The 17,455-nt window shown below is 74.0% G+C and carries 17 protein-coding genes; 3 read left to right on the top strand and 14 right to left on the bottom strand.

Annotated features, from left to right (window positions below):
• Window positions 1–201: 201 nt before the first annotated feature.
• The 4 genes from ACLQ20_RS30220 to ACLQ20_RS30205 form a co-directional block, all read right to left on the bottom strand.
• The gene (locus ACLQ20_RS30220) at window positions 202–489 is read right to left on the bottom strand and encodes a GlsB/YeaQ/YmgE family stress response membrane protein (RefSeq protein ID WP_151452806.1); all 288 of its coding nucleotides are present in this window, start codon (window positions 487–489) and stop codon (window positions 202–204) included.
• Between the two features lie 269 nt (window positions 490–758).
• Entirely contained in the window at window positions 759–1,046 is a 288-nt protein-coding gene (locus tag ACLQ20_RS30215; protein WP_151452805.1) for a GlsB/YeaQ/YmgE family stress response membrane protein, read from the bottom strand.
• A gap of 334 nt (window positions 1,047–1,380) precedes the next feature.
• Window positions 1,381–3,258, bottom strand: a complete 1,878-nt coding sequence (gene lepA, locus ACLQ20_RS30210) for a translation elongation factor 4 (protein WP_151452804.1) — start codon at window positions 3,256–3,258, stop codon at window positions 1,381–1,383.
• A gap of 224 nt (window positions 3,259–3,482) precedes the next feature.
• Window positions 3,483–4,019 carry a DUF4240 domain-containing protein gene (locus tag ACLQ20_RS30205; RefSeq protein ID WP_151452803.1) on the bottom strand — a complete coding sequence of 179 codons (537 nt, stop codon included), beginning with the start codon at window positions 4,017–4,019 and terminating at the stop codon, window positions 3,483–3,485.
• Between the two features lie 118 nt (window positions 4,020–4,137).
• Between ACLQ20_RS30205 and ACLQ20_RS30200 the strand changes: the two genes are divergently transcribed.
• Together ACLQ20_RS30200 and rpsT are read left to right on the top strand one after the other, a co-directional pair.
• Entirely contained in the window at window positions 4,138–5,124 is a 987-nt protein-coding gene (locus ACLQ20_RS30200) for a phosphotransferase family protein (RefSeq protein ID WP_327029327.1), read from the top strand.
• A gap of 156 nt (window positions 5,125–5,280) precedes the next feature.
• A complete protein-coding gene (gene rpsT, locus ACLQ20_RS30195) occupies window positions 5,281–5,547 on the top strand; it encodes a 30S ribosomal protein S20 (RefSeq protein ID WP_132240425.1) in 267 nt (88 codons plus the stop codon).
• Window positions 5,548–5,972: 425 nt separating this feature from the next.
• Here rpsT and ACLQ20_RS30190 read toward each other — a convergent pair whose 3' ends face one another.
• The 10 genes from ACLQ20_RS30190 to pepN form a co-directional block, all read right to left on the bottom strand.
• A complete protein-coding gene (locus ACLQ20_RS30190; protein ID WP_327029328.1) occupies window positions 5,973–6,494 on the bottom strand; it encodes a hypothetical protein in 522 nt (173 codons plus the stop codon).
• Entirely contained in the window at window positions 6,491–7,471 is a 981-nt protein-coding gene (gene holA, locus ACLQ20_RS30185; RefSeq protein ID WP_151452801.1) for a DNA polymerase III subunit delta, read from the bottom strand. Before holA ends, ACLQ20_RS30190 begins: the two co-directional genes overlap by 4 nt.
• Before the next feature lie 123 nt (window positions 7,472–7,594).
• The gene (locus ACLQ20_RS30180) at window positions 7,595–10,066 is read right to left on the bottom strand and encodes a ComEC/Rec2 family competence protein (protein ID WP_425858269.1); all 2,472 of its coding nucleotides are present in this window, start codon (window positions 10,064–10,066) and stop codon (window positions 7,595–7,597) included.
• A complete protein-coding gene (locus tag ACLQ20_RS30175) occupies window positions 10,063–10,902 on the bottom strand; it encodes a helix-hairpin-helix domain-containing protein (RefSeq protein ID WP_425858281.1) in 840 nt (279 codons plus the stop codon). Before ACLQ20_RS30175 ends, ACLQ20_RS30180 begins: the two co-directional genes overlap by 4 nt.
• A gap of 319 nt (window positions 10,903–11,221) precedes the next feature.
• Window positions 11,222–11,791 (bottom strand): DinB family protein, encoded by a 570-nt coding sequence (locus tag ACLQ20_RS30170; protein ID WP_425858268.1) that lies wholly within the window; start codon window positions 11,789–11,791, stop codon window positions 11,222–11,224.
• 75 nt (window positions 11,792–11,866) lie between these two features.
• Window positions 11,867–12,727, bottom strand: coding sequence for a DegV family protein (locus ACLQ20_RS30165; RefSeq protein ID WP_151452799.1), 861 nt, complete (start codon window positions 12,725–12,727; stop codon window positions 11,867–11,869).
• A 39-nt stretch (window positions 12,728–12,766) separates the two neighbouring features.
• Complete coding sequence (locus ACLQ20_RS30160) at window positions 12,767–13,393, bottom strand: histidine phosphatase family protein (RefSeq protein WP_151452798.1); 627 nt, start codon at window positions 13,391–13,393, stop codon at window positions 12,767–12,769.
• Window positions 13,390–13,800 (bottom strand): ribosome silencing factor, encoded by a 411-nt coding sequence (gene rsfS / locus ACLQ20_RS30155; RefSeq protein WP_132240430.1) that lies wholly within the window; start codon window positions 13,798–13,800, stop codon window positions 13,390–13,392. The genes ACLQ20_RS30160 and rsfS overlap by 4 nt, the downstream gene beginning before the upstream one ends.
• A 110-nt stretch (window positions 13,801–13,910) precedes the next feature.
• A complete protein-coding gene (gene nadD / locus ACLQ20_RS30150; RefSeq protein WP_132240431.1) occupies window positions 13,911–14,507 on the bottom strand; it encodes a nicotinate-nucleotide adenylyltransferase in 597 nt (198 codons plus the stop codon).
• Window positions 14,508–14,612: 105 nt separating this feature from the next.
• Window positions 14,613–17,129: an aminopeptidase N gene (pepN, locus tag ACLQ20_RS30145; protein ID WP_425858266.1), complete on the bottom strand. Its 2,517-nt coding sequence runs from the start codon at window positions 17,127–17,129 to the stop codon at window positions 14,613–14,615.
• Between the two features lie 70 nt (window positions 17,130–17,199).
• Here pepN and ACLQ20_RS30140 point away from each other — a divergent pair, with 70 nt between their 5' ends.
• Complete coding sequence (locus ACLQ20_RS30140) at window positions 17,200–17,418, top strand: DUF397 domain-containing protein (RefSeq protein ID WP_151452795.1); 219 nt, start codon at window positions 17,200–17,202, stop codon at window positions 17,416–17,418.
• The last annotated feature ends 37 nt before the right edge of the window (window positions 17,419–17,455 follow it).

Genomic DNA, 17,455 nt, shown 5'->3' with positions numbered 1-17,455 from the left:
CTAACCTTCTCCGCCGCACCTTAGTAGGAAAAATTCCTTTACGACAGTGGGCGGTTGGCGAAAGAGAGGCGACGGTACCGCAGCGGGTCGGTCACGCGCGGCCGGGCGCGGGGGGCGAAACCGGGCGCACCCAGACGATCGGGCGTACGCGAAACGGGCGCCCGACCTGTGCGGTCGGACGCCCGTCGAGCGGTACGGGAATTACCGGTGGGTGACGCTGCGGCGACGACCCACACCGGCGACCAGCGCCACGGCGATCGCAGCCAGCACCACCTGGACCAGCAGCTCGCCCCAGTCGACACCGGCGGTCGAAGTGGCGATACCCATCGCCCGGGCCAGCACGGTGCCCAGCAGCGCGGCGCCGACACCGATCAGCATGTGCAGCCACATCGGCATGTTCTGGCGGCCCGGCACGAGCAGGCGACCCAGAGCGCCGACAATGAGACCGACGATGAGCGCAGTGACGATGCCCCAAACGGTGAGCTCCATGTCGCCCTCCTCCTTGAGAAAGTCAGTTCCACGATCTGTGGTGTTCCTGTCGTGACCGCTAAGTTCCCGACCCGCCGAAATTCCAAACCGCTTTTCTGGGGCACCGGTTCGGCACGCTCCAGACCGGACTTCCGGCACCGCCGCAGCGCCGCCGGGTCCGGCCGGGACCGGGCGGACGGACGCCCCGGACTGCCCGTGAAGGGCCCCGGGGCGTACGCGAAACGGGCGCCCGACCTGTGCGGTCGGACGCCCGTCGAGCGGTACGGGAATTACCGGTGGGTGACGCTGCGGCGACGACCCACACCGGCGACCAGCGCCACGGCGATCGCAGCCAGCACCACCTGGACCAGCAGCTCGCCCCAGTCGACACCGGCGGTCTCCGTGGCGATACCCATCGCCCGGGCCAGCACGGTGCCCAGCAGCGCGGCGCCGACACCGATCAGCATGTGCAGCCACATCGGCATGTTCTGGCGGCCCGGCACGAGCAGGCGACCCAGAGCGCCGATGATAAGACCAACGATGAGCGCAGTGACGATGCCCCAAACGGTGAGCTCCACGTCGCCCTCCTCCTTCAAAAAGAATCAGTTCCACTGTCTGTGGTGTTCCTGTCGTGACCGCTAAGTTCCCGACCCGCAGAAAACCCAAACCGGTTCGACCGACGAAGACGACGTCGTACATCAATGGCGCACCGGCGGTGACCGCACCCGCGCGATCATTCGCGCAGGTGGCGCCCTTCTGCCCGGCGGGCGGAGCCCGGGGGCCACGGGGCCGAAAAATTCCTCCGACGCGAACGGCCGGCGCCCCGGGACGGGCGGGACCACCGAGGGTCCGCAGCCCGGCCGGGGCGCCGGCCGTCGTACGTCGTCATCCGCCGGACGCACCGGCGGCAGGTCACTTCTTGCCGGGGGCCTTCCCGTCGCCGGAGTCGGAGGAGAGCGCGGCGATGAAGGCCTCCTGGGGGACCTCCACCCGGCCCACCATCTTCATCCGCTTCTTGCCCTCCTTCTGCTTCTCCAGCAGCTTGCGCTTGCGGCTGATGTCACCGCCGTAGCACTTGGCGAGCACGTCCTTGCGGATCGCCCGGATGGTCTCCCGGGCGATCACCCGGCTGCCGATCGCCGCCTGGATCGGCACCTCGAACTGCTGGCGCGGGATCAGGTTGCGCAGCTTCGCCGCGATCGTGACGCCGTAGTTGTACGCCTTGTCCTTGTGCACGATCGCGCTGAACGCGTCCACCGGCTCACCGTGCAGCAGGATGTCGACCTTCACCAGGTCGGACGCCTGCTCGGTGGAGGGCTCATAGTCCAGCGAGGCGTAGCCCTTGGTACGGCTCTTCAACTGGTCGAAGAAGTCGAAGATGATCTCCGCGAGGGGCAGCGTGTAGCGCAGTTCCACCCGGTCGGCGGAGAGGTAGTCCATGCCGAGCAGGCTGCCCCGGCGGCCCTGGCAGAGCTCCATCACCGCGCCGACGTAGTCGTTCGGGGTGAGCACCGTGGCGCGCACGACCGGCTCGTACACCTCGGCGATCTTGCCCGTGGGGTACTCGCTCGGGTTCGTCACGACGATCTCCTCGCCGTCCTCCGTGATGGCCCGGTAGACCACGTTCGGCGCGGTGGAGATGAGGTCGAGGTTGTACTCGCGCTCCAGCCGTTCCCGGATGATCTCCAGGTGCAGCAGGCCGAGGAAGCCGCACCGGAAGCCGAAGCCGAGCGCGCCGGACGTCTCCGGCTCGTAGTCGAGCGCGGCGTCGTTGAGCTTGAGCTTGTCCAGCGCCTCGCGCAGGTTGGGATAGTCGGAGCCGTCGATCGGGTAGAGGCCCGAGTAGACCATCGGCTTCGGGTCCTTGTAGCCGCCGAGGGCCTCCTTCGCCGGCCGGGAGTTGATGGTGATCGTGTCACCGACCCGGGACTGGCGGACGTCCTTCACGCCGGTGATCAGGTAACCCACCTCGCCGACGCCGAGCGCGTCGCCCTTCACCATCTCGGGCGAGATGACGCCGATCTCCAGCAGCTCGTGCACGGCGGCGGTCGACATCATCTTGATCCGGTCGCGGGCGCTGATCCGCCCGTCGATGACCCGGACGTAGGTGACCACGCCCCGGTAGACGTCGTAGACCGAGTCGAAGATCATGGCGCGGGCGGGTGCCTCCGCGTCGCCGACCGGGGGCTTGAACTGCCGGACGATCTCGTCGAGCAGGTACGGCACGCCCTCGCCGGTCTTGCCGGACACCTTGATGCAGTCCGCCGGGTCGCCGCCGATCAGGTGCGCCAGCTCCTCGGCGTACTTCTCCGGCTGGGCGGCCGGCAGGTCGATCTTGTTGAGCACCGGGATGACGTGCAGGTCGTTCTCGAGCGCCAGGTAGAGGTTCGCCAGGGTCTGCGCCTCGATGCCCTGCGCGGCGTCGACCAGCAGGATCGCGCCCTCGCAGGCGGCCAGCGACCGGGACACCTCGTAGGTGAAGTCGACGTGGCCCGGGGTGTCGATCATGTTGAGCACGGCGGTCTCGCCGGCCCGGTCGCCCTCCCGGATGGTCCAGGGCATCCGGACGGCCTGGCTCTTGATCGTGATGCCGCGCTCGCGCTCGATGTCCATCCGGTCGAGGTACTGCGCACGCATCTGCCGGGGGTCGACCACGCCGGTGAGCTGCAACATCCGGTCGGCCAGGGTCGACTTCCCGTGGTCGATGTGGGCGATGATGCAGAAGTTCCGGATGCGCGCCGGGTCGGTGGCACCAGGAGCGTTCGCGCCGGAATCGAGCGTCGGTGGCACAGCGGTCCGTTCTGATCGGCTGACGTGAGCGGGCCGGCACGACGCCGGCTCCCTCTATGCTCCCACGTCGCCGCCGCGCGTCCGCTGCGCGGGCGATCCCCGCCGCCGGGACCGCCCCGGGAGCGCCGCCTCGCCCGGCGTCGCGAGCACCGCCCCCTCACCCGGCGTCGCCTCCCGCGCCGCGCCGAGCGGCGAAGGGGCGAGCGGCGGAGGGGCGAGCGGGGTCACTCGGCGGGGGGCTCGACGAAGAGGGCGGCGAGCTTGGGCAGCCGCCGCTTCGCCTCCTCCTCGTCGTCGAAGTCCCAGAAGTCGTTGAGGTCGGGCACCGGCGCCAGCTCCGGGTCCGCCGGCAGCTCGGCGGCGGTGACCCGGCGGTACGCGTCCCACGGCGCCGCCAGCATCTCGGCGGCCGAGAACTCCTCACCGCTGAGCGAGGCCGCCCTGACCTGGGACAGCCCGGCCAGCGAGTCCGGGTCGGCGACGGCACGTGCGAACACCTCGCGACCCTGGGTCATCAGCCAGCCCCGGAAGTGGTGGAAGCCCTCGTCGGACACACCACCGTTGATCAGGTAGGCGGCACCCCAGAGGTCGACCTTGTGGGAGGCGGACAGCACCCGCGCCTGGTGGCGGGCGTACCCGACGATGTCCTCCGGGTCGCGCTCGGCGAGCAGGGCGACGGCCCGCGCGGCGACCGCGTGCGGCTCTCCCCCGCCGCCGGCCCGGGCCCGGTCGATCAACTGCCAGAAGTCGTCGGTCCTCATGGCCTGGCAGTCTGGCAGACCTCGCGCCGCTCCCGCCCCGCCAAGGGAGGCACGGCGGGTCGCGGGCGCCGGGCGCAGTGGCGGTGCGGGCCGATGCCCCGCCAGGCAGCATGGTGGCGTGACCCCGACGTCCCCGCCGCCCGTGCCGTACCACGCGACCGCCCGCCGGCCGGAGTGGGCGACGCTGCCGGCGGCGCTGCGTACCGCCATCGGCGACCGCCTCGGCGCGCCCGTGGTCGCGGCCCGGGTCGCCGGCGCCGGCTTCACCCGCGGCTTCGCCGCCGTGCTCCGCACCGCCGCCGGGGACCGGGCCTTCGTCAAGGCCGCGGCCACCGCCGAGCAACCGCGACTGGTCGACTGGTACGCCCGGGAGGCCGCGATCCTCGACCGGCTCCCGGCCGGGCTGCCGGCGCCCCGCCCCCGGTGGACCCTGTACGAGGCCGGCTGGTTCGCGCTCTGCCTCGACGCCGTCGACGGGCACACGCCCCGACTGCCCTGGGACCCCGCCGAGCTGACCGCGACCCTGACCGGGTACGCCGACGTCGCCGCCGCGCTGGCCGGTGCGCCGGCCGGGCTGCGCGAACTCGGGCTGCCCCACCTCGCCGACCTGGCCCGCGACGACATCCTCTGGTGGGGCGAGGTGGCCGCCGGCCGGGAGCCGGCACCGCCGCTGCCCGCGCCGCTCCGGGACCGCCTGCCCGAGCTGGTCGCGCTGGAGTCCCGCCTCCCCGCGTACGCCGCCGGCGCCACCGGCCTGATCCACGGCGACCTACGGCTGGACAACGTGCTGATCGACGGGGCGGGACGGGCCTGGTTCTGCGACTGGACGTGGCTCTGCCAGGGGCCGCCCTGGTTCGACCTGGTGACCCTGCTGCTCACCGCGTACGCCGACGGCCTGGACGCCGACGCGCTCTTCGCCCGGCACCCGGCATCGGCGGGCGCGCCTCCCGACGCGCTGGACGCCAGCCTCGCCGCCCTGTCCGGCTACTTCCTCACCACCGCCGCCTCGGCGCCCGGTACCGCGTCGCCGCACCTCCCGGCGCACCAGCGGTGGAGCGGCGAGCAGTCACTCGGCTGGCTCGCCCGCCGGCAGGGCTGGACCTGACCGTTCGCCGTGGGGCGCGGCGCCCACCAGGGCGGGGACCGAGCCGTTTTGGCTCGTCCCGGGCGACCTGGTAACCTGGCTCTTCGCGCAGCGATGACGCATGCTCGTCGCGCGCGGAATGCAGACCAACCCGAGCTATCAAGACGAGGCTGTCGCGTGGCGAACATCAAGTCCCAGATCAAGCGCAACCGGCAGAACGAGAAGCGCCGGCTGCGTAACAAGTCGGTCAAGTCGTCGCTGAAGACCGCCGTCCGGAAGTTCAACGAGGCCGCTGAGGCCGGTGACGTCGAGAAGGCCACCATCCTCATGCGGGACGCCTCGCGCAAGCTGGACAAGGCGGTCAGCAAGGGCGTGATCCACTCGAACCAGGCCGCGAACCGCAAGTCCGCGATCGCCCGGCGCGTGGTGTCGCTCTCCGCCTGACGAGGCGACCTCAGACCTGACCGGAAGCCCCGGGCACGACCCGGGGCTTCCGGCTGTCTGCTTTTCACGCGCTGCGCTGCGAACGCGCCGCCGTTCGCCATGGCCTGGCGTCGTTCGCCGTGACCGGGCGCCGTTCGCCGTGACCGGGCGCCGTTCGCCATGACCGGGCGCCGTTCGCCATGACCGGGCGCCGTTCGCCATGACCGGGCGCCGTTCGCCGTGGCCTGGCGTCGTTCGCTGCGGCTCTCCGTGGCTCGCCGTCGGTCGCACAGCAGATCTTGGCGGGAACAGGCCCTCACCGGGGCCGTTTCCTTCCAAGATCTCAAGCGGGGCGGCCTCGGGTGGGCCACGGCCTGCTGGGCACCGATCGGTCGCCGGGTTCGCCGTCGGATCGCCGTGACCGGCCTCCGGTCGGCGGCGGATCGTCAGCCCAACGGATCGGGGTGGGCACGCTGCGGGCCGAACTCGGCGTCCGCGCGGCCACCGTCGCGCTCCCCCGTGCCGTACTGCGCGTCCAGGTACACCTGCCGGTCGCGTACGGCCCGCGCGGTGTGCGGCACCGGCGACGCCGTGACGACGACGCCCTGCACGGTGTGCGCGACCCAGTCGACCCTGGCCCGCCCGACCACCGGCTCCATCTGCTGGCGGAAGCGGTCCCGTTCCTGCTCGGGCACGAGTGCGGCGGTGCGGACCACCATCGCGGCCACCATGTCGTTGAGCTTCACCATCGCGGCCACCGTGGCGGGCAGGACGAGCACCGACCACCAGGTGACCAGCTCGGCGAGGGCAAGCAGCGCGGCGAGCGCGACGGCGCCCTCGAAGAAGAGGAAGCAGAGCACCCCGCCCGGGTTGACGAAGCGCAGCCGGAGCAGGCGCGCGTAGAGCGGACGGTACCGCTCCTCGTCGGCGGGGATCGTGGCCCACGAGCCGCGGGGTGCTCCGCTCACCGGGCGCCACCCTGCCGGGCGGCGGCGACCGAGAACACGGCCCGCTCCAGCGCGTACGCGCGGTCGTCCGAGCCGCCCTTGACGGCCGCGTTGCACTCGGCCGCGGCCCGCATCGCCTCGACCAGCCCTTCGGGCGTCCAGCCACGGGCCCGCTGCTGAGCGGACCTGATCTTCCACGCCGGCATGCCGAGGGTGCTCGCCAACTGGAAGGGGTCGCCCCGACCGGCGGCGGCGACCCGGGCCACGGTGCGGACGCCGTCGGCGATCGCGTCGGCGATCGGCACCGGGTCGACCCCCACGTGCAGCGCCCAGCGCAGCGCCTCCAGTGCCGCCGGCACGTCGCCCACCATGGCGGCGTCGGCGACGGTGAAGCCGGTCACCTCGACCCGCCCCCGGTAGTAGCGGGCGACCGTGTCGGCGCCGATGCGCCCGTCGGTGTCGGCCATCAGCTGGGAGCAGGCGGCGGCCAGCTCGCGCAGGTCGTTGCCGACCGCCGCGATGAGCGTCTCGGCCGCGTCGTCGGTGCACTTCCCGCCAGCCCGGCGGATCTCGTCCCGGACGAAGGCCACCCGGTCGCGGTGCCCCTTGAGCTTTGCCGCCGGCACCACCGTCGCCCCGGCCGCCTTCAGCCCGTCGGCGAACGCCTTGCCCTTGGCCCCGCCGAGGTGCAGCACGATCAGCTGCACGTCCGGGTCGGGATTCTTCGCGTACGCCAGCAGGGCCGCCACCAGGTCCTTGCGGGCGTCCTGGCCGGCGCGCAGCACCAGCACCCGTCGCCCGCCGAAGAGGGACGGGCTGAGCATCTCGGCGATCTCGCCGACGACGAGGGCGCCGGCCTGGTATTCGCGGACGTCCACGTCGGGGTCGACGCTGCGGGCCTTCACGACGGCTTCGGTGACCGCGCGCGTGGCGAGCAGCTCCTCGTCGCCGAGGACGAGCAGAATAGGAGCGAAGCTGGCGGCGGTCACGCCGCCCATATTCGCACGGCCGGCGGCCGGATCCAGTCTGCTCGTCCGCACTCCGGTTGCGGAGCCCGCACTCAGCGCAAATCCAGACATTTACCTCAGTGCACCGCTAAAGCGAATAATCGGCGTCGATTCCTACCGTTGTCGGCCCGGCGGCGTGCCTCGTGTCGCCACCCCCAGGCCGGCCCGGCCGAGCACCGCCGCCACGTCCCCCTCCGTGTCGGTACGCAGCACCCGCGCCCCGCCCCGGGCCAGGCGCCCGAGCACCGCCGGATTGGGGTGCCCGTAGGTGTTGCCCGTCCCCACCGGCACCAGGGCCACCACGGGACGCACCGCGTCCAGGAAGGCCGGGTCCTGGTAGGCCGACCCGTGGTGCGCGACCTTCAGCACCTCGGCCCGCAGGCCGCCCGGCGAGCTGTCGTCCAGCAGCGCCCGCTGCTCCTCGGTCTCAGCGTCCCCGGCGAGCAGGATCCGTACGCCGGAGACGGTGGCGAGCAGCATCAGCGAGTTGTTGTTGGGATCCGACCGGGTGCCGCGCATCGGGCGGGGCGGGCCGATGACGGTGAACTCGACGCCACCCTCCCGGTACCGCCACCCGGCCGCGCCCGCCACCACGTCGACGGAGTGCGCCGCGGCCTCGGCGAGGACCAGTTCCCGCCCGGCGGCGGGCTCGGACCACTGCGGGGTGAGCACGGCACCCACCGGTCGACCCCGGAACACGCCCGCCACGCCGCCGGTGTGGTCGACGTGGAAGTGGCTGACCACCAGCAGCGCGACCTCCCGTACGCCCAGCCGACGCAGGCAGCCGTCCGCCGCCCCCGGGTCCGGCCCGGCGTCGACCACCACCGCCCGGCCGGCCGCCACCGGCAGCACGACGGTGTCGCCCTGGCCGACCGCGCAGGCGGCGACCACCCAGCCCGCCGGGGGCCAGCCGGGGGCGGCCAGCCGTACGGGCAGCGTGCCGACCACGACGGCGACGACGACCACCGCCACCAGCCGGCGGACGACCGGGTGCCGGGTGGCCACCAGCAGCGCGACGGTCAGCCCGGTCAGCAGCAGGGCCCCCGGCATCCCGCCCGGCCACGGCAGCGTGCCCGCCGGCAGCCGCGCGCCGTGCCGCGCCACCATGACCAGCCACCAGGCCGGCCAGCTGGCCAGCCACGCGACGAACTCCGCCCCGGCCGGCCAGACGGGCGACACCGCCGCCGCCAGCACCCCGAGCACCGTGGCGGGCGCGATCGCCGGCACCGCCAGCAGGTTCGCCGGCACGGCGACCAGGCTCACCGTGCCCGAAATCCCGGCCACCACCGGGGCGCAGGCGAGCTGCGCGGCCGCCGGCACGGCCAACGCCTCGGCGAGCCCGGCCGGCACCCCGCGCCGACGGAGCCCGTCGCGCCACCTCGGGGCGAGCAGCAGCAGACCACCGGTGGCCAGCACGGAGAGCGCGAAGCCGGCGTCACCGGCCAGCTCAGGGTCGACCAGCACCAGCACGGCCACCCCGGCGGAGAGGGCGGGCAGCGCCGCCCGGGGACGTCCGGCCGCCAACGCCGCCAGCCCGATGGCGCCCATGGTGGCGGCGCGCACCACGCTCGGTGAGGGACGGACCAGGATGACGAAGCCCACCAGCGCCAACCCGCAGAGCCCGGCGGCCAGCCACGGTCCGGCCCGCGCCCACCGGGCCAGCAGCAGCACCGCCCCGACGACGATGGCCACGTTGGAGCCGGAGACCGCGTTCAGGTGGGTCATGCCGGTGGCGAGGAAGTCCTCCTCGACGGTGGGCGGCAGCCGGCTCGTGTCGCCGACCACCAGGCCGGGCAGCAGCCCGCCCTGCTCGTCGGGGAGCGGCAGGCAGGCGCGTTGCAGGCCGGCCCGCAACGATCCGGCGGCGCGCTGCGGCGACGGGGCGGCCCCGTGCGGCACCGGAGGTCCGGCCGCGCTCAGCACCGCCGCGGTCAGGTCGCCGCCGCGCGGGGCGGCGAGCCGTCCTTCGGCGGTCAGCCGCTGACCGGGCAACTGCCCCCGCCAGGCGGGATCGGTGGCGAGGACCAGCACGTGGGCCGGCGTCGCGACCCGGCGTCCGTCCGGGCCGGTGAACCAGGTCAGCTCGGCCGGCACGAGCAGGGTGGCCGGGCGCCCGGCGACGCCGCGTACGGGGCGGGGGTCGTCGCGGACGACCAGTTCGGCGGTGACGACCGCCCGCTCCTCGACCAGGGCGCGGACGGGACCGGAGTCGCGGACGGACAGCCGCGCGGCGGTGGCCGTCGCGCCGCAGACGACGCCGAGCAGCACGGCGACGGCGATCCAGCCGTACCGCCGGACGGGGTCGGCCGGCCGCCCGAGGACGCCGGCCAGGTGCAGCCCGCCCAGCACCGACCCTCCGGCCGCCACCGCCGCCAGGAGCAGGGTCCGGCCGACGGTCAGGTGCAGCCCGGCCAGCGCGGCGAGCCAGGTGGCCACCGCCAGTCCGGCCAGCCGCAGGTCGATGGCCGCCGCGACCCGCTCGCCCCCGGCGTCGACGCCGGAGGCCGCGGAGCCGGCCGGGCCGGAGCCGGACGAGCCGAGGCCAGGGCCAGTGCCGGACGGGCCGAGCGCGCCGCCGGTCGTCACACCGTCACCAGGTCCTTGAGCTGCTCGTAGCGGGCGTCGCCGATGCCGTCCACCTGGCGCAGGTCGCCGACCGAGCGGAAGCCACCCTGCTGGTCGCGGTGGGTGAGGATGCGCTGGGCGAGCACCGGCCCGACGCCCGGCAGCGCGTCGAGCTGCGCGAGCGTCGCGGTGTTCAGGTTGAGCCGGCCGCCCGCGCCGGGCACCCCCGGCGCACCGCCGGAAACTGCCCCGAGCGGGGGTGCCGCGCCCGGCGGTGCCGTGACGCCGACCAGGATCAGTTCCCCGTCGGTGACCTTGCGGGCGGGGTTGAGCAGGGCCACGTCCACCCCCGGCAGCGCCCCGCCGGCCGCCTCCACGGCGTCGGCGACCCGCGCGCCGGCCGGCACCCGGACCAGCCCGGGACGGCGTACCTTGCCGGCGACCGCGACCACCAGCTCGCCGGCCGACGTGGCGGCCGGTTCCGCGAGGCCGGTCACCGTCGCATCGGATGCCTCGGCGGTGGCGACCGGGCGGACCGGCTCGGTCTGCGGCCGGGACCGCCAGGCCCAGAAGCCGGCCCCGAGCACCACCAGCACGGCGACGACAGCCAGCGCCCGCACTCCCCGCCGGCCGGGGTCGAACGCCCCGGGCCCCGGCAACCGGGACGCCACGCCGGCATCGACGGCCCGGGTCGGCGGGTCGGGTTCCGGCGGCCCCGTCGCGCCGGCCGGCGACGCCGGTGCGCGGGACGGAAACGACGGTGTGCGGGGCGGCAGCGCCACGACCGGCTCCGGCACCCCGACCGAGCCCGGACCGTCGACGGACAGTCCGGCGAGCCTCCGATGATCGCCGGACAGCCCGGCCGGCCCGTTACGGTCGCCGAACGGCCCGGCCGGCCCCTGACGGTCGTCGAACTGCCCGGCGGGTTCGCCGGTCCGTTCCAGGGGATCGGCGGACTCGCCGAGGTGCGCCGGTGCGGCGCTCGACGGCCAGCCCGCCACGAGCTGGCGCAGTCGTTCCCGGACCACCGTCTCCTCGTCTTCTGACACGACGCGAAGCTAGGTCCGCGAGCCCGGGGCGCGCGGCCGGCCGGGGCACGGCTGTGGATGACGGCACCGCCTGTGGACAACCGCCTGATCATGCGGGTGATGTGCTAGGGCGGCGAAGAACGGCAGCTCAGCGGTTGCTGGCGTCGAGGGCAGCCTGCTCCACCCGCTGGCGGTGGTCCCGCCACCACGGCTCGTCAGCAGGTGGCAGGTTGTCGTTACTCGGCAGCAGCCCGGCCGCGCCGTCGACCAGCTCGCGCACGATGTCCGCGTGGCCGGCGTGCCGTTGTGTCTCCGCGACGACGTGGACCAGGACGCGGTGCAGTGTGACCGCGGCATCGCCCCACCACGGCACCCGGCCCACGTCGTCGAGCGCGAGGGCTTCGATGGTGGTGTCGGCGTGGGAGCTGGCGCGACGGTACAACGCGACGATCTCTTCGCGACTCTCGTCCGCGGTCGCCCACATGTCGGCATTGGTCTCGGCGCCGTCGCCGACGTACGGCAGCTCCTGCTCGAACGGCCGGCCGAACACGACGCCGAAGTAGAGGATCTCCATGGCCGCCGCGTGCTTCACCAGGCCGAGCAGGTTGGTCGCGGTCGGGGTCAGCGGGCGCCGGGCGTCGTACTCGCTGAGCCCGTCGAGCTTCCACAGCAGCGCGTCACGGCCGCCCTTCAGGTAACTGTGCAGGTCGTCCTTCATCGGGTCACGATGGCACCCGGACGGGTGTCGGCGCTGCCCCGCGTGATCGACAGCGATCACGGTCGACAGGACACCCTAGTCGCTGACCGGCGGGCGGCGGTGCACGACGACGCAGGCCAGGCCGGGCCCGGCGTGCGCGGCGACCACCGCGCCGGCCTCCGAGACGTACGAGTCGTGCAGGCGGTCGCCCAGCCGGGCCGTCAGCGCCTCCAGCAGCGCCTCCGCCCGCTGCGGCGCGGCGAGGTGGTGCACGGCCAGGTCGACGTCGGCGTCCCCGGCGGCCTCGACGGCCAGGTCGGCCAGCCGCGCCACGCCCCGGCTGGCCGTACGCACCTTGTCCCTGAGGACGATCGCGCCGTCCGGCATGTGCATGATCGGCTTGACCGACAGTGCGGTGCCGAGCAGCGCCTCGGCGGCGCCGATCCGGCCGCCCCGGCGGAGGAACTCCAGCGTGTCGACGTAGAACCAGATGCTGGTACGGGCGATGGCGTCGACGGCGGCGTCGCGTACCGCCGACAGGTCCTCGCCCCGCTCGGCGGCCGTGGCGGCGGCGACGGCGGGGAAGCCGAGGCCCATGCCGGTCGAGCGGCTGTCGACCACGGCGACCCGGTCGTCGAACCCGGCGGCGGCCAGCCGGGCGGCCTCCACCGTGCCGGAGAGTTCGGCCGACAGGTGCACCGAGACGATCCCGTCGGCGCCCGCGTCGAACAGCTCCCGGTACGTCTGGGCGAACTGCTCCGGCGCGGGGCGGGAGGTGCTCACCGAGACGCGCCGGCCGCCGAGCACCCGGGTGGCGTCGGCAGGGGTGGTCTCCACCCCCTCCAGCCCTTCGGCGCCGTTGAGCACGACGGCCAGCGGCACCACCGTCAGCCGGTGCACGCGCAGCAGCTCGGGCGGGAGATAGGCGGTGGAGTCGGTGACGACCGCGACGGGCATGCCCGGCACGCTAGCCGATGTCGTCGGGGAACGCCCGGGTCAGACGGCCTCGGTGGCCGGGACGGTGATCAGGCCGACGTTGTGGGCGCGCAGGTGCCAGCCCCGGGCGGCGTCGTGGCGCAGCTCGGTCCAGTGGCAGTTCTGCAGCGAGCCGATGGTGCGCAGGACGGCGTGCTCCCAGCCGAGCAGGTGGCCGCAGCCCTGCCGGGCCGCGCCGCCGTGGGTGGCGACCACCACGGTGCCGCCGGGCACGGCGTCGGCCGCGTCGGACAGGGCCGCGCCCATCCGCTTGCCGAGGTCGTCCAGGGTCTCGATGCCGGCGCCCGGGTCCGGGTCGCCGGCCCGCCAGCGGGCGAACTCGGCGGGATGGCGCTCGGCGGCCTCGGTGAGAGCCAGCCCCTGCCAGGAACCGAAGTGCCGCTCCCGCAGCCGTGGGTCGGTGCGCACCGGCAGCCCGGTCAGCGCGGCCAGCGCGCCGGCGGTGTCCGCCGCGCGGCTCAGGTCGCTGGCCACGATGGCGTCGGGCCGCAGCCCGGCCAGCAGGGGCGCCGCGGTGCGGGCCTGCTCGCGGCCGAGGTCGTTGAGCGGTACGTCGGTCTGCCCCTGGACCCGGCTGGCGGCGTTCCAGTCGGTGTTGCCGTGCCGCCAGATGATCAGGCGGGTCATTCCGCGGTGGTGGAGCCGGTGCCGGACTCGGCGTCGACGAGGTCGCGGTCGACGAACGGGATCGTCGGGCAGTCCTTCCAGAGCCGGTCGAGGGCGTAGAACTCGCGCTCCTCGGTGTGCTGGACGTGCACCACGATGTCGACGTAGTCGAGCAGCACCCACCGGCCGCCCCGCTCGCCCTCGCGCCGGATCGGCTTGGCCTTCTCCGGCAGCTCCAGCAGCCGCTCCTCGATGGCATCGACGATGGCGAGCACCTGACGCTCGTTGGGAGCCGCGGCGAGCAGGAACGCGTCGGTGATGGCGAGCTGGTCGCCCACGTCGATGATGACGATGTCCTGCGCCTTCTTGTCGGCCGCGGCCTGGGCGGCGGCGATGGCCAACTCGTGGGCGCGTTCGGAAATTGTCACCGTTCTCCTTCGATCAACCGTGCGATCCTCCAAGCGTCTCACACCCGGTGGAATCCCGACTCGTCAGTTCTGGCGCGTTACCCGCCCGAACCGCCCCATACCGGGCCGAATCACGGCTGATAGAGGCGTCGCTTGGCGATGTACTGCACCACACCGTCCGGCACCAGATACCAGACCGGCTCCCCCCGGGCGACCCGGGCCCGGCAGTCCGTGGACGAGATGGCCATGGCCGGGACCTGCACCAGGCTCACCGTGTCGGCCGGCAGGTGCGCGGCGGTCAACTCGAAGCCCGGCCGGGTCACCCCGATGAAGTGAGCCAGCTCGAAGATCTCGTCCAGGTCCTTCCAGGAGAGGATCCGCTCCAGCGCGTCGGCCCCGGTGATGAAGAACAGCTGCACCTTCGGGCCGTACTCGGCGTGCAGGTCACGCAGGGTGTCGACGGTGTAGGTGGGCCCGCCCCGGTCGATGTCCACCCGGCTGACCTGGAAGCGCGGGTTGGAGGCGGTGGCGATGACCGTCATCAGGTAGCGGTCCTCCGCCGGGCTGACCGGCTCGTCCGCCTTCTGCCACGGCTGACCGGTGGGGACGAAGACCACCTCGTCCAGCCCGAACCGGTCCGCCACCTCGCTGGCCGCGACGAGGTGCCCGTGGTGGATCGGGTCGAAGGTGCCGCCCATGATCCCGACCCGCCGGATGTCTTCCTCCACCCCGCGATCCTAGGCCGGGCGGAACCGGCGGCCCCGAGGGGCCGCCGGACCGTCCCCGTCCGGCGACTCAGCCTCGACGCCCCATGGTGACCACCCCGTCGGCCGTCAGGCCGCCGCCGCGGCGACCGCCGTCCGGGAGACCAGGGCGCGGCGCAGGTCGTCGTCGGCGTCGGTCACCACGCGCCGCAGGCCGGGGGTGACGTCGTCGCGGGCCAGCAGCGCCGCGGCCGCCTCCCGGGTGGGCTGCGCCACGGCGTGCCGGGGGAAGGCCAGTCTCGCGACATGGTCGGCCACCCAGGGCGTACGCGCCCGCGCGGCGGCCGGCATGTCGACGAAGTACCGCGCTACGTAGCCGGCGGTCAGCTCGGCCTGCTCCGGCTGCCAGAACCCCTCCGCGGTCGCCTCGACGAGCCGGTTCGACAGCTCGGTGTTCGACACGACGATCTCCCACGCGGCCCGTTTGGCGGCCGGATCGGGCAGCGCCGCGCGGCAGCGGGCGGCCCGCTCGGCACCGGCGGCGCTCGGGTCGGCCGCGGCCTCGGCGTCGATCTCCGCCGCGCCGGCCGCGCCGAGCACCACCAGCCGCAGCAGCAGCGCCCAGCGCAGCTCGGCGTCGACCGCGAGCCCCGGCGGGACGTCCCGGCCGGCGAGCCAGCCGGCCAGCCGATCGGCGTCGGTGCTGGCGGCGATCCAGCCCCGGGCCGCCGCGAGCTGGAGCGAGCCGCCCGCCGGGGCGCCGTCGAGCAGTTTCCGGCAGGCGGCGGCGACCTGTGCCAGGGCGGCCTCGCGGGCGGGCGGGTCGAGGTAGCGGTCGACCAGCGAGCGGCTGAGCGTGAGCACGTCCTCGGCGATGATCACCTCGGTCTCGGCGGGGAGGGCGGCGGCGATCAGGGCCACCAGGCCGGCGACCGGGCGCTCCCCGTCGGTGGCGGCGTCCAGCGCCTCGCCCCAGAGCAGTGCCCGGGCCAGCGGGTCGGCCAGGCCGGGCAGCACCAGCGGCACGGCGTCCGCCGACGCGGGGTCGAGCCGGATCTTGGCGAACGTCAGGTCGCCGTCGTTGGGCAGCAGCAGCCGGGCCGCCGGCTCGCCGACCAGCCCGGTGAGCACCGTACGGCCGCCGTCGGCGTCCGGGTCGAGGTCGACCTCCGCCCGGACGACCGTCCCGTCGGCGGCGTACCGGCCGACTCCGATGCGGTGCGGGCGCAGCACCGGGTGCGAGTCGGGGGCGCTCTGCCGGATCGCCACCTGGGTGTAGCGGCCGTCCGCGTCGATGCTGACCTCGGCGCGCAGCGTGTCGACCTGCGCCGTACGCAGCCAGCGCTCCGCCCAGCCGGACAGGTCCCGCCCGGCGGCTGCGGCGAGGCTGCCGAGCAGGTCGGTCAGGGTGGCGTTGCCGAACCGGTGCTTCGCGAAGTGGGCGTTGAGGCCGGCGAGGAAGGCGTCGTCGCCGAGCCAGGCGACCAGTTGCCGCAGCACGCTGGCGCCCTTGGCGTACGAGATGCCGTCGAAGTTGAGCAGGCCCTCGGCGGCGTCGGCAACCTCCTCGGGCGCCACGGGGTGGGTCGAGGGGCGTTGGTCGGCCGCGTAGCCCCAGGCCTTGCGCCGCAGGGCGAAGGTCGTCCAGGCCTGGTCGAAACGGGTCGCCTCGGCGGTGACCCGGGTGCCGAGGTACTCCGCGAAGGACTCGTTGAGCCACAGGTCGTCCCACCAGCGCATGGTGACCAGGTCACCGAACCACATGTGCGCCATCTCGTGGGCGATGGTGGTGGCGCGCTGCTCCCGCTCGGTGTCGGTGACCGCGGAGCGGAAGACGTAGTCGTCGCGGAAGGTGACGAGGCCCGGGTTCTCCATCGCGCCGGCGTTGAACTCCGGCACGAACGCCTGGTCGTACTTGCCGAACGGGTAGCGCTCGGCGAAGAGCTGGTGGAACCGGTCGAGGCACTGCCCGGTGACCGTGAGGATCTCCTCGGCGTCGGCGTCCAGGTGCGCCGCCAGGGAGCGCCGGCAGTAGACGCCGAGCGGGATGCCGTCGTGCTCGCCGCGCCGGACGTGCCAGGGGCCGGCGATCAGCGAGACGAAGTACGTGGCCAGCGGCGCCGTCGGGGCGAACTCCCAGCGCCCGGGGCGCGGCGTGGCGGCGAGCTGGCCGTTGGCCGCGACGGTCCACTCCGGCGGGGCGGTGACCGACATGGTGACCGGGGCCTTCAGGTCGGGCTGGTCGAAGGCGGCGAAGATGCGCTGCGCGTTGTCCAGGAAGGACAATGCGTAGAGGTAGGTCTCGCCGTCGGCGGGGTCGACGAAGCGGTGCATCCCCTCCCCGGTGTTCGAGTACGCCATCTCGGCGGCGACGGTGAGCGTGTTGGCCTCGGCCAGCCCGGTCAGCGGCAGCCGGTTGCCGTCCAGCGCGGCCGGGTCGACGTCGCGGTCGTTGAGTCGTACCGCCAGCAGTTTCGCGGGTTGGACCTCGACGAAGGTCTCCGCGCCGGGGGTCGCCCGGAAGCGGATGGTGACGTCGGAGCGGAATCGCTCGCCGTCGCCGGTCAGGTCGAGGTCCACCTGATAGGACTCGACGGTGATCGCCGCGCCACGCGCGGTCGCCTCTACACGGGTCAGGCTCGGCATCCGCTTATCCTGCCCGATGGGGAACCGTGCGTGTTTCCCTCATGACCCCCTGGCACTGGAGGACTGAACGATGGCTTCGCACCCCAAGGGTGACTTCGACCTCTCCCGGGCGGTCTGGCAGCGGGCCGAGGGCGACACCTCCGAGAGCGCCGTCGAGGTCGCCTTCGTCGACGACCTGATCGGCATGCGCAACTCCGCCGAGCCGGAGGGCCCGGTCCTGGTCTTCACCCAGGCCGAGTGGGACGCCTTCGTCGCCGGCGCCCAGGACGGCGAGTTCGACCTGGACTGAGTCGGGCTGACCGCTTGCCTGCCCGAGCGTGCGGGCC

It is taken from the genome of Micromonospora sp. DT46, from assembly GCF_049841735.1.
Lineage (GTDB): Bacteria > Actinomycetota > Actinomycetes > Mycobacteriales > Micromonosporaceae > Micromonospora > Micromonospora reichwaldensis.
Note: the sequence above shows the minus strand (reverse complement) of the source record. Positions and strands in the feature narration are given on the sequence as shown.